We start from the raw sequence: 12,898 nt of genomic DNA, 5'->3' as shown, positions 1-12,898 counted from the left end.
TCTTGTAGCAGTTTAGATTGTAAACGAGTAGTTTTTATGATATTATGAGGAAAGGTCGAAAAGGTGTTAGACGGATTGCCCAATGGCTTGGATATTTTTTGTTTATTAGGGCAAATTAGGAAGCGGTTGTATTAAAGCTCGCACGGAAGAAAAAAAATCAAGTAAAACAAAGAGGCGATTGAAAAATGGTTTCAAAAATATAATATAAACTATAAAAATTTTATAAAAAGGAAGATTAATGAAAAAAATATTTTTTCTAACAGTAGTATATTGCTCACTACTAATTTCTTGTAAAAATAATTCCGACGGTAAAAAACTCAGTTATGATGGAAAAATATTGACCGAACAGTTAACACAAAGCGAATTTGATTACTCTAAAGCTAAAGAAGAATTAAATCGTGAGCGAACAGATTCACGAATTCCTTTTACAATGAATTTTTATGGTTGTTTGGGAAAACCTGTTTTAAAAGTAGAAGGGAATAATGACGTATATGTAATGTTAGATTCAGGCTCTACACGGAACTGGTTTTATTATTCTTTATTAGAAAAGATTAATGTGACTGAAGATGATTTCATACAAAAAGTAGTTGAATATATCAAACAGAATGAACTAGAGCTGATAAAGAATCATTCTTCAGAAAAAGAAGTTGCTCAATATTTAAAAAACGAATGGTCTAATTATAATCTTAATTATCTAGCTTCCGTATCTTTTGGAGACAATTCTCTGCGATATGATCCTAATGTTAATGAAACTTTTGATGGAGTTATCGGAGCTGAATTTCTATTGAATTATGACAGAGTTACAATAGACTTTATCAATCAATATATTATTTTAAATGACGAAAAACTTGATGGTGCTGCTTTAAAAATGTATCAAAGTCCTAATGATGAATTTGATATTTATTTTGAATATAGAGGACAACCTGAATTCGGAATGATTGATACAGGTAATTATGGGTTTACTCCAAGACATAATTTTGGAGATAGAAATCAACAATATGATATAAATGATTATTCAAATTATGGATATGGCTATAAAGATAAAGTTCCTATTACACCAAGAGTAATGTATTCTTATAATGATATAAAAATAGGTGAGGTTATTTACAACAATATGAATGGTGCTTATTCAACAATAAAAGGCTCTGGTTTTAATAAAGGAGCACAATCTCATATGATGAAACTAAATGGGCTTGGTAATGTTTTTTTCTATAACCATATAATTCAATTTGATTTTGTAGATATGCAGTTTATTATTAAATAACAATACAAACAGGAATGTATTTGAATATAAAAAAAGGGATTTGTATTCGTGAAGCAGAAAATTCATCTGTTTAAGAAAGAATATTAGTTGGACGCTCTCATAGATCCGCTAGTTTTTTAATTTAAAATATAATACAAATAAATAAGGTGTATAACAAATGGCAATAACAATGATAACAACTCTTATGCTGATGGTGTTTTATTTTCTTTTGTTGTATGGAGGTGTGGCTTTTGTTCAAAACAAGAAGTTTTTTTCTTCAGCCCCCAAAGAGGTTTATGATGCTGTTCCTGACCGAAAAGAAAGATTTCACGGTGCACATATAATCGGTTGGATTATAATTGCAATTGCTTTTCTTATCCTTTTTGGTGCATTTATACTTGGAGCATGGGACGGAATTCATAATAATTTTAATTTTATTGAATTTTTCATAAGATTTTTAATTATGCTTTACGGAATGGAAACTTTCGATATTGTGTTTTTCGATTGGGTTCTTCTCTGTCATTCAAATTTCTTTCCTCATTTTTATCCGGAAGTTAAGGATATGGTAGGTTCGCATTTATTTGGATATAATTGGAAAACACATGTCATTCATTACATTATATATATTCCGATTTGTGCTGCACTAGCGTGGATATGTACTTTGTTTTAGGATGCCCATTTGTTATGGAAAAAGAATTAAGATTATTAGTACAAAATAAATGAAAGACGTCTAACACCCGCTTCAACCTGACATTGCGGACAAGCCGCAAATGCAGGTTAAGCGGTAGTTAGATTGATGCCGCACAGCGGCACTTAAAAAGAATAAGTCTGGAGAGAAAAAATTCGTAAGTATATTTATTCTTTTAGAAAGTGAAGAAGTTAAAAATCAAACCTGTAAATTTTCGGATGCAAATAAAATTTATACAAGGAGATGGAAAATGAATTCTGAAAAAAAGACTTTTAAAGCAGTTTTAACGCTTGGAATTCTTGTGTTACTGATTTTATCATTTATAGGAATTTATAAAACAACTGGCGCATTTGTGGAAAATGATGTACTTATAGTCAAAGGTATGTACGGTGTAAAAATACCAATAGCAGAAATTGAAAATATAATAAAAATTGAAAATATTCCAATTGGAGGTAGAAGAAAAAATGGACTTTGACTTGGACCGATTAAAATAGGGCATTTCTATTATAATGAACTTTGAGATGTTCGGTTGTATATTTTAAAAGCTGGAGCGCCGTATTTATTGATAAGCTCTAAGACTGAAAAAATAATAATTGGATTAGGAAAAACTGAAAATGAGATACTGTATAGCCAGTTGAAAAAATAAATTTTAGTTATTAAAATTACAGATAATGAATATTTTAGAAAATATTATAATTATTGTAAGGATAATTATAAAACCTTAGGCTGATGCCGCAGAGCGATACCTTCGTTGTAAGTGAAACTTTCAACATATATTCATAATCTATTTGTTAATGGGAGGAAATAGGAATTCGTAATATGAGATTTGTAAATGCAATACTGAGAAATGTAATGTCAAAGTCAATAATATGTAAATATTTCGGGCGGTTTCCGTCTGACTTTATATAAATCACAAAGAAATATAGTAGTTGAATCTAGGAGGATTATATGTCTGATACAATGATAAATACATCAAAAAAACGATCTTATCAAGTTCCATATGAAGTTTTGGAAAAAGGCTTGAATCCATTCCTGTTGAATTTCTTTCAGATGTTTCTGATTTTTTTGATTTACTGGATTATAAAATAAATGTCATAAAATCTCAGAAGAAAGATAAACTATCAACTGAAGCAGGAATGGATTTATTAAAACAGATTACAGGCTGTATTTCTTCAGATATAACTATTGAAGATGCCAAATCGGAGTATTTTTCTGAAAAATATGGATCGTAAGTATGAAAATATTAATTGATACAAATATTATTCTTGATATTGTCCAAAATAGAAAAAAATTCTTTGATGCATCAAATCAAATTTTCAAAGATTGTATTTGTAAAAAACACACAGGTTTTATTACAGCGCATTCAATTTCCGATGTATTCTTTATTTCCAGAAAATCTTATAATATTGAAAGCAGAAAAAGTATAATAAAACTGCTTTGTAATTTTTTCACAATTTTATCAGAAAGAAAACAAGATTTTCTTGCTTTTGTAGACAATGCAGACTGGAATGATTTGGAAGGTGCGCTTCAAATGAAATGTTCGGAAAATGCAAATCCGGATTATATCATTACACGAGATGCTGAAAATGGATTTAGGAATTCTCCTGTCAAAATAATTAGTCCGGAAGATTTTTTAAATCTAAAATGAAATAAAACCTAACACTCGCTTCAACCTGACATTGCGGACGAGCCGAAAATGCAGGTTAAGCGGCAGTTATGTGAACAGCCCTGTGGGCAGCTTTTTTCATGAGGAATAGTATAAAAATCAAAAATAGAATATACTTAATTAATATGAATAAGTTGAAAACAACTTTTGCAAAAAAAGATATTCAAAATAGATTTAATATTTCTCTTGCCACTGTAAACAATTGGATAAAAACCGGTGTAATTCCATCTCCTAAAGACGGATATTATACAAAAGATGTATACTCAGCTTTGATCACTTCTATTGAAACAAGTACAAATAGATTGCAATCAAGAGCCAATCGCTCATACCAAAAATCTTCAGATCTTATATTTTTAGGAATCAAAGATAAAAAAAGAAAAGAGCTTCTTGTAAAACTTATTGAAGATTTTGAAACCAGTAATCTCTCTATTCTAGAAGCTACCGCTTGTCTAGGAAAACAAATTCTTATAAACAATAATTTATACAATAAAAACTCAGAAATTTTTACAAAAATAAATAGTATTTACAATGGTAAAAATATTTTCCAAAATTTTCATATAGAAAATAAGAATGATGATATTTTAGGTGCTTTTTATCAATCAGTGCAAAGCATTGCCTGTAAATCAAAGGATGGTTCATTTTACACGCCTGCTGAACTTCTTACTTCAATCGAAATTCCATTGAAAGCAAAAGTGTTAGATCCTTGTTGCGGAAGCGGAAGTATTTTAATCAATACACTTACGAAGCAGCATAATCCATCAAATATTTTTGCCTTTGATATTGATGAAACCGCTTTGTTAATCTGTTATATCAATCTTGTTCTGTTTTTTGAAGATGCATTTATTTCTCCTCATATTGAACGGCGTGATTTAATTTTTACGAATACAAGTGATTTGTTCAATCAGAATAAAGAAAAATATGATTTTATTGTTACAAATCCGCCATGGGGAAGTAAACTCGCAAAAGAACAGAAAAATTTTTTGTTAGATGCTTATCCGCTTTTAGATACAACAGAAGTTTTCAGCATTGCTTTATATAATTCAATGCAAAAATTATGTGAAAAAGGTGAATTAAATTTCTTCCTTCCGGAATCCATATTAAATGTTTCAACTCATAAGAATATTCGAAAATTTTTATTAAACTCTCATCGAAATATAGATATTCTACCATTGGGAATGGCATTTAAAGGGGTTCAATCAGAATGTGTGCTTTTAAAGCTTTCTGAAATTGTAAAAGGTTGTATCAAAATTACTGTTAAAAAAGAAAAAACGAACAAACTCAATATACATAATATTTCTGCACCGGATTATTTTATATCTTATACTATTTCTGAAAATGATGATAAAATTTTAAATAAGATTTATTCTGAATATTCCGTGAAACTTCCCACCGATACGAAATTTGCTTTAGGTATTGTAACAGGAAATAATAAAAAATATGTTCACAAAATCAAGGGTGGAAATGAAGAAGCTGTGTTTCGAGGAAAAGATATATTACCGTATAAATTAAAATCACCGGAAACTTTTATACGTTTTACTCCTGAGATATTTCAACAGGTCGCTCCCGTAGAAATGTACCGTACTAAAAAAATTGTGTATAAATTTATTTCCGATAAAATTGTCTGTGCGTTAGATAGCAATAGCTTAATTTTAAACAGTGCCAATGTTATTATATCTAATAATTATCCAATGGAAATCTTAGTGTGTTTGTTTAACAGTCCAATCTATTCTTTTATCTATCAGAAAAAATTTAAATCAAAAAAAGTATTAAAACAACACTTTCAAGATTTTCCATTACCTATGTTAAACAATGATTTGGTCAAATTATTTTATGATGTATATGCAGATATATTGACAGCCGCAAAGAAACAAGAAGATGCCGATAAAATCATTTGTTCCTATTTTAAAATATCAGATACCGAATACAATTACATTAAGGAGAGTGTTTATGGAAACACTTGAAAATGAATTGGAACTCTTGATTTCAAAAGTCAAAAATGCTGATAATTTTTGCTCTGAAATTGAAAACATTCAAAATGTATATCCGTTCAATAAATACGAGTACATTATAACAAAACTTGTTGAAGAAAAGATTCTTTCTTATGATGATTATCTTGAGCTAAGAAATGATTATGAAGGGCAGGTAATGATTACTCGTGAAAACATTGCTTCCATACAGAAATTCCAAGTTGAAGGGCGAGCATTAAGACAAGCAATAATTGAAAAATATGAAGAATAACACATAACAATAAATTCAAAGCCGACAAACCAGTCAAGCTGGTTTGCGGTTTAAAACAATGTTATGTGGACTACCCTTCGGGCAGCAAGAAGGAGAAAAATGGAAACAGAAATTCTGACAAAATTTAAATATCAGATGCCAGAAACTGAATATTCTAATGATTTTCTGAAGGTATCAAAGCTCCTACAGCCGAATATGCCCATACAGATTTGCCGCTTTTGTCAATGTATCAACAGCTTTTTCCAGTTGTCCTTTCAAGATATCGGTAGAATTGTATGTGTAGCTGCTTCATTTCATCGGGAGCTTTCATCGAGTGGTGGTACATAAACATATATCCGAAATGGCTTTTAAAAATGAGTGTAAAAATAATCTGTAATATCCGGACGGGTAAAAGTCTTAAAAGATACATCTTAGGCGGGGAAAGTTTTATACCGAAACGATATAACATAGTAAAGTTGCTTTTAATTTGTTGTGCAGTATCATACATTACTGCGATTTCTTTCCAAACCGTTTCCGGATTTTTTGCTTTGTAATACGCATCGGCAATCGGAACGACCAGCGCCAGATGGCAGACTTGCCAGCAGTGCATATTTTTTACAATTCCATGCGGTATGTTCGATACCCTAAAAATAACCGCTAATTTTCCCAACCGTGCCGATCGGTTTCCGTTAATTTCAGCAAAGGTTGTAACTTGAATAATACGCGGTGTAAAGTCCGCTTTAAGGATGCCGTTTTCATAACTGCCTCCTGCCCCCGGAAATGCCGGTATAATGCGCCCTGTTCCGCAAATACGTTCCCAATTACTATACGGTTCAAGCGTATTTACCATTGTAACAATATTCGGGCTGATATTGTACTTCAACTCTTTTAACGCCTTATGCACCTGATTTTCTTTTACGGTTAGAAAGATAAAATCATACAAATCATCATTTTCCAATGTACCGATAACGGTAACATTTGCTCTGTGGATGGTGCCGTTTTTTTCATACTGTAGACCGAGGGTTTGCAGTGTTTCAAGTCTTTCCCCTCGTGCGTACACAGCGGTGTTATATCCAGCTTCAGCAAACGCGGCGGCATACAAACTACCGATTACACCTGCACCGTAGATTAAAAGCTTCATGGTAGACTTCCTTGAAATGCGATGTTCTCGCATCGTGCTATTTGTTTCTGCAGACGCCTCTTAAAACCTTTCAGATGGAGCAGGTGCAATCACACCATTACTCCACTGTAACTTCTGCGGTGATCGGTTCCGTCAAAGAACGTATCTTTTCGGCGCTCAATGGGATATTGATCATTTCGGAGGGAATCATGCGGGCGATCCGTTTTTTTGCAAGTACGGTGTCTCCCGATTTTACCAATACGGTAGCGTTTTGATAGATGGCATCAACCCGCATAAAGAGGTTCACTCCGTCGGGCATGTGGGTCAACACTTTGCGCGGCATCACATACCGGATACCGCGTCCGGCTGTGCAGGGAATGAAAGCCGAATCGGGTAGAGCGCCGAGCGCATACAACCCTGCGTGTTTACCGGCGATTCTGCTTTCCCGTGTTACAAAATCGACGATGTCGTGTACATGCAGTACATTACCGCAAGCGAATATCCCCGGTATCTCCGTTTGCATCGTGCTGTCAACCATCGGTCCGTTGGTAATCGGATCGAGCGGAACACCGGCTTTTACCGAAAGCTCGTTTTCGGGGATCAATCCTACCGAAAGGAGGAGCGTGTCGCAGGGATAATATGTTTGCGTGCCTTCGATTTCGTTAAAATGCGAATCGATTTGCGAAACGGTAACGCCTTCCAGCCGGTTCTTTCCGTGGATAAAGCTGATATTATGGCTTAACAAAAGCGGTATACCGTAGTCCTCCAAACATTGGGCGATATTCCGGTTGAGTCCGCTCGAAAAAGGCATAATCTCTACGACGGCTTTTACCTTTGCCCCTTCGAGTGTCATACGCCGCGCCATAATCAGCCCGATGTCGCCGGATCCGTAAATGACAACCTCGCACCCCATGCGGCAGCCTTCCATATTCATCATCCGCTGCGCCATGCCCGCGGTATATACGCCTGCGGGACGGTACCCTTTTACGGCAATCGCGCCCGCAGTGCGTTCGCGGCAACCCATCGCAAGCACAACGGCTCCGGCCTGTATGGTTTTAAGCCCGCCCGTCCCCGCCGCAGTGATAAGCCGCTCCGGCGAAATATCGAGTACCATTGTATTCAGCATTATCTGAATATCCGTTTGCGCAGTCTGCATAATAAAACGCTGCGCATATTCCGGACCGGTTAGTTCTTCTTTAAATTCATGCAAGCCGAAGCCGGCGTGGATACATTGATTGAGGATGCCGCCCAATTCACGGTCGCGTTCAATAATCAGAATTTTTTTTACGCCGGTTTCCCGCGCGGCGAGGGCTGCAGCCAAACCTGCGGGACCGCCCCCGATCACTACAACATCATATTTCATCATGCTCTTTTTCCGTTTAATCAACAACCCCGGCGCAGAGCATCGGGGTATGTTGTTCTCATAAGGTGGTTGCAGTCGGCTTTCATACCCTTTATTACGACGCAGAGCGCCAGGGTATGAAACCCTCCGCACGAATAAACCTGTTCGGAACCTTCCGTTTCTGAACAGGTTACCTTGAATGCTTTGGAAAATCGCCGCTGCAGCTTTTACGCTCACCGGCATTCTTTAATCTGCCCAACACAATCTCCGTGCCTCTGTCCGATTTGGCGATGTTTTCCATCGGCAGCTGTAATTCCCTACTGAGGATTTCCAAAACGCGCGGCGTACAAAAGCCTCCTTGACAGCGTCCGGTTCCGGGGCGTACCCGCCGCTTAACACCGTCAACGGTACGCGCTCCGGCAGGGCGGCGGATTGCTTCAACGATTTCCGCCTCCGTTACCGTTTCGCAGCGGCAGATAATCCGTCCGTAGAGCGGATTTTCCGCAATCAGGGTCGCCCGCTCTTCGTTGGAAAGGGCGGAAAACTGACTGATACCTTTCCGTGCACTAACAACCTGCGGCTTTTTTATCAGCTCCGCTCCTGCATACTGCAAAAGCTCCGCAACATATTCGGCAATTGCCGGCGCCGAGCTTAATCCGGGAGATTCGATGCCTCCGGCGTGGATAAATCCCTTTGCATGTTTTGAAGCATAGATCATAAAGTCGCCGGTACTCGGGCGGGCGCGCACGCCGGTAAAGGTGCGGACGGTTTTTCGGAAGTCGAGCGCCGGTACCGATTTTTTTGCCGAACTGTCAATCTTGTTTAGCCCGGCAAGCGTTGTCGAAGTATCCTCGCGGTCGTCAACGTCCTGCGCTGTCGGCCCTGCCAAAAGGTTGTTATCATAGGTGGGAGTTACCAGAACGCCCTTGCCCATTTTGGTCGGCGCCTGAAAGATAACGTGATGCACCAGATCGCCGCACACCTTATCCAGCACACGGTACTCACCTTTGCGGGGATTGATAGTGTAATCGTAGTCGCCGATCATCGCGGCAATCTTATCCGCGTAGAGCCCTGCGGCGTTGATGACATACCGCGCAGTAAAAACACCCTGCGATGTCGTTACGGAAAAGGCATGTTCTTGCGCCGACGTTTGTGCAGTTACAGTTTGAACGGCGGTATCCTGTGTTGGCGCGTGCCAAATATCCTCATCTATTTTTTGTATACCGGTAACCTCGGCATCGCATATCAGCTCAACGCCGTTTTCTACCGCATTTTCGATAAATGCGTATGTCATGCCAAAGGGACACACGATACCGGCAGTCCCACAAAATAAAGCGCCTCTCGTTTCGGGTGAAAGATTCGGCTCTTCCGCGAGGGTCTTTTCCCAATTCCAAAGTTCAAGTTCCGGTACGCTGTTTGCGATACCTCGCTCATAGAGCATTTTGATTGCTTCCATATCTTCATCGGAAAAGGCGACAACCAACGAACCTATCTGCTTAAAATGAAACTGAAGCTGCGGCGCAAGGCGGCGGATCAATTCGTTTCCGCGTACATTGAGGCGGGATTTTAGCGTATTAGGTTTTGCGTCAAATCCGCCGTGCACAATAGCGCTGTTTGCCTTAGAGGAACCTTCGCAAACTTCCGAATGCTTTTCGAGCAATGCAATGCTCAGCCGGTACTGCGACAACTCGCGTGCAATAGCACACCCGACAACACCCCCGCCGATTATAATCACATCATACATGAGTTAGTCGTCCCAATCCATGGCACGTCTTATCGCCTTTTGCCAACCGGCATAGCGCTGTGTCCGCGCCGCTTCGTCCATCTGCACGGTGAATGCGCGGTCTACTGCCCAGTTGCGTTTAATTTCTTCCATATCTTTCCAGAAGCCGACTGCCAGTCCCGCCAAGTACGCGGCGCCGAGTGCGGTTGTTTCCAGAACCTGCGGACGGTGTACCGGTACGTTGAGAATATCAGCTTGGAACTGCATTAAAAAATTGTTGACCGCCGCACCGCCGTCTACTTTCAGCGCCTTGAGCATAATGCCGGAATCTTTTTCCATCGCGGAAAGGACATCCCGTGTCCCGTAGGCAATCGACTCAAGGGTGGCGCGGACGATGTGTTCACGCTTTGCGCCGCGGCTTAAACCCACAATCGCACCCCGCGCATACATATCCCAATACGGAGCGCCGAGACCGGTAAAAGCAGGCACAACGTATACGCCGTTGGTATCTTCTACCCGCTCCGCGTAATACTCCGTTTCGGCGGCATCGTACACCAGTCTAAGCTGATCCCGCAGCCATTGCACGGCTGCTCCCGCTACGAAGATGCTTCCCTCAAGCGCATAAGACACCGTATCTCCGATGCCCCAAGCAATGGTCGTTAAGAGTCCGTTCTTGGAGATAATCGGCGTAGCGCCGGTGTTCATCAGCATAAAGCAGCCGGTGCCGTAGGTGTTTTTCGCCATGCCCGCTTCGAAGCACGCCTGTCCGAACAGCGCCGCCTGCTGATCTCCCGCGGCTCCTGCAATAGGGATGTCGGCGCCGCCGAAGGTGCGTTCATCGGTTTTGCCGTACACGCAGCTTGACGGCTTTACCTCCGGCAGCATGATGCGCGGAATATTCAGTTCCGTCAGAATTTCATCATCCCATTGCAGGGTGTTGATATTGAACAACATGGTGCGGGATGCATTGCTGTAGTCGGTAACGTGTACCTTGCCGCGGGTCAAATTCCAGATAAGCCACGTGTCGATATTCCCGAACAGCAGCTCGCCCCGTTCCGCCCGCTCGCGTGCTCCCGCAACATTATCGAGTATCCATTTTATTTTTGTGCCGGAAAAATAGGCGTCGATGATAAGCCCTGTCTTTTTTCGTATCGTATCCGTCCAGCCCTTTGCTTTGAGTTCGTCGCAGATGGAAGCGGTACGGCGGCACTGCCACACAATCGCATTGTATACGGGCTTTCCGGTATTCTTATCCCACACGACGGTGGTTTCCCGCTGGTTGGTAATCCCGATTGCTGCAACCTCATCGGGGCGCGTTCCGGTTTCTTCCAATACTTGTCGGGCAACACCGCTCTGTGTCCCCCAAATTTCCATCGCATCGTGTTCCACCCATCCGGACTTGGGGAAAATCTGAGTAAACTCTTGTTGTGCCGTAGCGATAATCGTACCGGCTTTATCAAATAAAATAGCGCGGGAACTGGTTGTCCCCTGATCAAACGATAAAATATATTTTTTCATGCTATAAAGAACCTCTAAAAACCTCAGCTTTTAGAGGTTTTCCTTAAACTTATTTGCGATGTTTCGGCAAAGCCGAAATTTGACGGGCATCTCTAAAAATCTAACCGAGTTTTTAGAGATGCCCTATATACTATAAGTCGGTTTCGGTAATTATGCAAGTTCAAGGCCGAAGGGAAACGCATCCGGCCGTTTTTTTAATACCCCGCGGAAAAATTGATACTATTCGACCAGAGTTGAACCTCTTCGCGGTTCAAATGGTCTCATAGTCTCAATTTTTTCGCGATTTTTATCTACCCTGCCTGATGCGTTTACCTATTTACTGGAAAAATGTGCGAAATTTTAGGCAAAATTTCGCACAGAAGGAAGGCCACCGCTAAAAATATTTTTAATGCGGTCGCCTTGACTTGAAATAAACGATAGAAAATTATATATGAGAATGTATGCATCAGTACATGGCGCCTTTAAAAATCTAACAGGGGGTTTAGCGATGCCTCTATGCGAGAAAATATCGGATTGACGGAGGATTTTCAATGAAAGATGTGTTAGTGGTTATCGATATGCAGAATGATTTTGTCAGCGGGAGTTTGGGTACAAAAGAAGCGCAGGCGATTGTGCAAAATGCCGTAAAAAAGATTGAGACCTTTAAGGGGCACATTGTCTTTACGCAGGATACACACCCAAGTTCTTATTTGAAATCTCAAGAAGGAACGTTTTTACCTGTTCAGCATTGCATAAAAAACACGGAAGGGTGGGAACTTGTTGCTCCGGTAAAAAAACTCATGACCGATCAAGTCTACGAAAAGCCGACTTTCGGTTCACTTTCGCTGGCGGAAGCCTTAAAAACTTTAAATGAAAAAACACCGATCCATTCTATTACACTGATAGGATTGTGCACGGATATTTGCGTTGTGTCGAATGCGCTGTTGTTAAAAGCTTTTTTCCCCGAAGTCCCCATTCATGTCGATGCCGCTTGCTGTGCGGGAACAACGCCCGAAAATCATAAGGCAGCGCTGCAGGTTATGAGGATGTGTCAAATTATTATCGAAAATGAATAGCCGAGACTGAATAAGATTATGGATTCTACGATACGATTGCTCCCTGCCGATGCGGTGTACACTGTGTATGAGCGGCTGCGCTTGGCGAAGAAAGCTTGAAAGGCTATATCAATTTCATTAATTTGTATCCGACAAAGGCAAAGCGGATTATCGCGCTTAGCAAAATTCTGATAGACCACTATTATTCAAAAGTACCGCATTGGAAAGCCTTCCGTGTGTCGGGCGGAAAACGGCAAATGTTGTGCTGAATGTAAAGGTTGTTGCGGAAATTATCCTCTGATGTAAAAAATCTTGACCCTGCAAAAAATATCCGCTACCATAGCAGT

General features: G+C 39.8%; 11 protein-coding genes. 7 read left to right on the top strand and 4 right to left on the bottom strand.

What is annotated here, in order from left to right:
* The first annotated feature begins 238 nt into the window (after window positions 1-238).
* The 6 genes from HGH47_RS02220 to HGH47_RS02195 all read left to right on the top strand — a co-directional run bounded on the left by HGH47_RS02220 (window position 239) and on the right by HGH47_RS02195 (window position 5,835).
* Window positions 239-1,264 carry a hypothetical protein gene (locus tag HGH47_RS02220; protein ID WP_212565481.1) on the top strand — a complete coding sequence of 342 codons (1,026 nt, stop codon included), beginning with the start codon at window positions 239-241 and terminating at the stop codon, window positions 1,262-1,264.
* Window positions 1,265-1,421: 157 nt separating this feature from the next.
* The gene (locus tag HGH47_RS02215; protein ID WP_002675099.1) at window positions 1,422-1,913 is read left to right on the top strand and encodes a hypothetical protein; all 492 of its coding nucleotides are present in this window, start codon (window positions 1,422-1,424) and stop codon (window positions 1,911-1,913) included.
* A 268-nt stretch (window positions 1,914-2,181) separates the two neighbouring features.
* Window positions 2,182-2,406 (top strand): hypothetical protein, encoded by a 225-nt coding sequence (locus HGH47_RS02210; protein WP_230974465.1) that lies wholly within the window; start codon window positions 2,182-2,184, stop codon window positions 2,404-2,406.
* Between the two features lie 759 nt (window positions 2,407-3,165).
* Window positions 3,166-3,579, top strand: coding sequence for a type II toxin-antitoxin system VapC family toxin (locus HGH47_RS02205; protein WP_212565483.1), 414 nt, complete (start codon window positions 3,166-3,168; stop codon window positions 3,577-3,579).
* Window positions 3,580-3,722: 143 nt separating this feature from the next.
* Window positions 3,723-5,558 carry a TaqI-like C-terminal specificity domain-containing protein gene (locus HGH47_RS02200; protein ID WP_432910048.1) on the top strand — a complete coding sequence of 612 codons (1,836 nt, stop codon included), beginning with the start codon at window positions 3,723-3,725 and terminating at the stop codon, window positions 5,556-5,558.
* Window positions 5,545-5,835, top strand: a complete 291-nt coding sequence (locus tag HGH47_RS02195; RefSeq protein WP_212565485.1) for a hypothetical protein — start codon at window positions 5,545-5,547, stop codon at window positions 5,833-5,835. The genes HGH47_RS02200 and HGH47_RS02195 overlap by 14 nt, the downstream gene beginning before the upstream one ends.
* A 229-nt stretch (window positions 5,836-6,064) precedes the next feature.
* Here the strand turns inward: HGH47_RS02195 and HGH47_RS02190 are convergent, their stop codons facing one another.
* The 4 genes from HGH47_RS02190 to glpK form a co-directional block, all read right to left on the bottom strand.
* Entirely contained in the window at window positions 6,065-6,955 is an 891-nt protein-coding gene (locus HGH47_RS02190; RefSeq protein ID WP_212565486.1) for a ketopantoate reductase family protein, read from the bottom strand.
* Between the two features lie 97 nt (window positions 6,956-7,052).
* Entirely contained in the window at window positions 7,053-8,300 is a 1,248-nt protein-coding gene (locus tag HGH47_RS02185) for an NAD(P)/FAD-dependent oxidoreductase (RefSeq protein ID WP_212565487.1), read from the bottom strand.
* Window positions 8,301-8,466: 166 nt separating this feature from the next.
* Window positions 8,467-10,020 (bottom strand): NAD(P)/FAD-dependent oxidoreductase, encoded by a 1,554-nt coding sequence (locus HGH47_RS02180; protein WP_432910043.1) that lies wholly within the window; start codon window positions 10,018-10,020, stop codon window positions 8,467-8,469.
* Window positions 10,021-10,023: 3 nt separating this feature from the next.
* Window positions 10,024-11,517: a glycerol kinase GlpK gene (gene glpK / locus HGH47_RS02175; protein WP_212565489.1), complete on the bottom strand. Its 1,494-nt coding sequence runs from the start codon at window positions 11,515-11,517 to the stop codon at window positions 10,024-10,026.
* A gap of 530 nt (window positions 11,518-12,047) precedes the next feature.
* Here glpK and HGH47_RS02170 point away from each other — a divergent pair.
* A complete protein-coding gene (locus HGH47_RS02170) occupies window positions 12,048-12,572 on the top strand; it encodes a cysteine hydrolase family protein (protein WP_253675685.1) in 525 nt (174 codons plus the stop codon).
* The last annotated feature ends 326 nt before the right edge of the window (window positions 12,573-12,898 follow it).

The organism is Treponema sp. OMZ 805, from assembly GCF_050937395.1.
GTDB lineage: Bacteria > Spirochaetota > Spirochaetia > Treponematales > Treponemataceae > Treponema.
The sequence above is the reverse complement of the archived record's forward strand: the minus strand, read 5'-3'. Positions and strand labels throughout refer to the sequence as shown.

Bases quoted from the DNA above. Each gene is read 5' to 3' on its own strand.
- HGH47_RS02170 (WP_253675685.1), top strand. From the start codon at position 12,048: ATGAAAGATGTGTTAGTGGTTATCGATATGCAGAATGATTTTGTCAGC.
- HGH47_RS02215 (WP_002675099.1), top strand. From the start codon at position 1,422: ATGGCAATAACAATGATAACAACTCTTATGCTGATGGTGTTTTATTTT.
- HGH47_RS02190 (WP_212565486.1), bottom strand. From the start codon at position 6,955: ATGAAGCTTTTAATCTACGGTGCAGGTGTAATCGGTAGTTTGTATGCC.
- HGH47_RS02185 (WP_212565487.1), bottom strand. From the start codon at position 8,300: ATGATGAAATATGATGTTGTAGTGATCGGGGGCGGTCCCGCAGGTTTG.
- HGH47_RS02210 (WP_230974465.1), top strand. From the start codon at position 2,182: ATGAATTCTGAAAAAAAGACTTTTAAAGCAGTTTTAACGCTTGGAATT.
- HGH47_RS02195 (WP_212565485.1), top strand. From the start codon at position 5,545: ATGGAAACACTTGAAAATGAATTGGAACTCTTGATTTCAAAAGTCAAA.
- HGH47_RS02205 (WP_212565483.1), top strand. From the start codon at position 3,166: ATGAAAATATTAATTGATACAAATATTATTCTTGATATTGTCCAAAAT.
- HGH47_RS02220 (WP_212565481.1), top strand. From the start codon at position 239: ATGAAAAAAATATTTTTTCTAACAGTAGTATATTGCTCACTACTAATT.
- HGH47_RS02200 (WP_432910048.1), top strand. From the start codon at position 3,723: ATGAATAAGTTGAAAACAACTTTTGCAAAAAAAGATATTCAAAATAGA.
- glpK (WP_212565489.1), bottom strand. From the start codon at position 11,517: ATGAAAAAATATATTTTATCGTTTGATCAGGGGACAACCAGTTCCCGC.
- HGH47_RS02180 (WP_432910043.1), bottom strand. From the start codon at position 10,020: ATGTATGATGTGATTATAATCGGCGGGGGTGTTGTCGGGTGTGCTATT.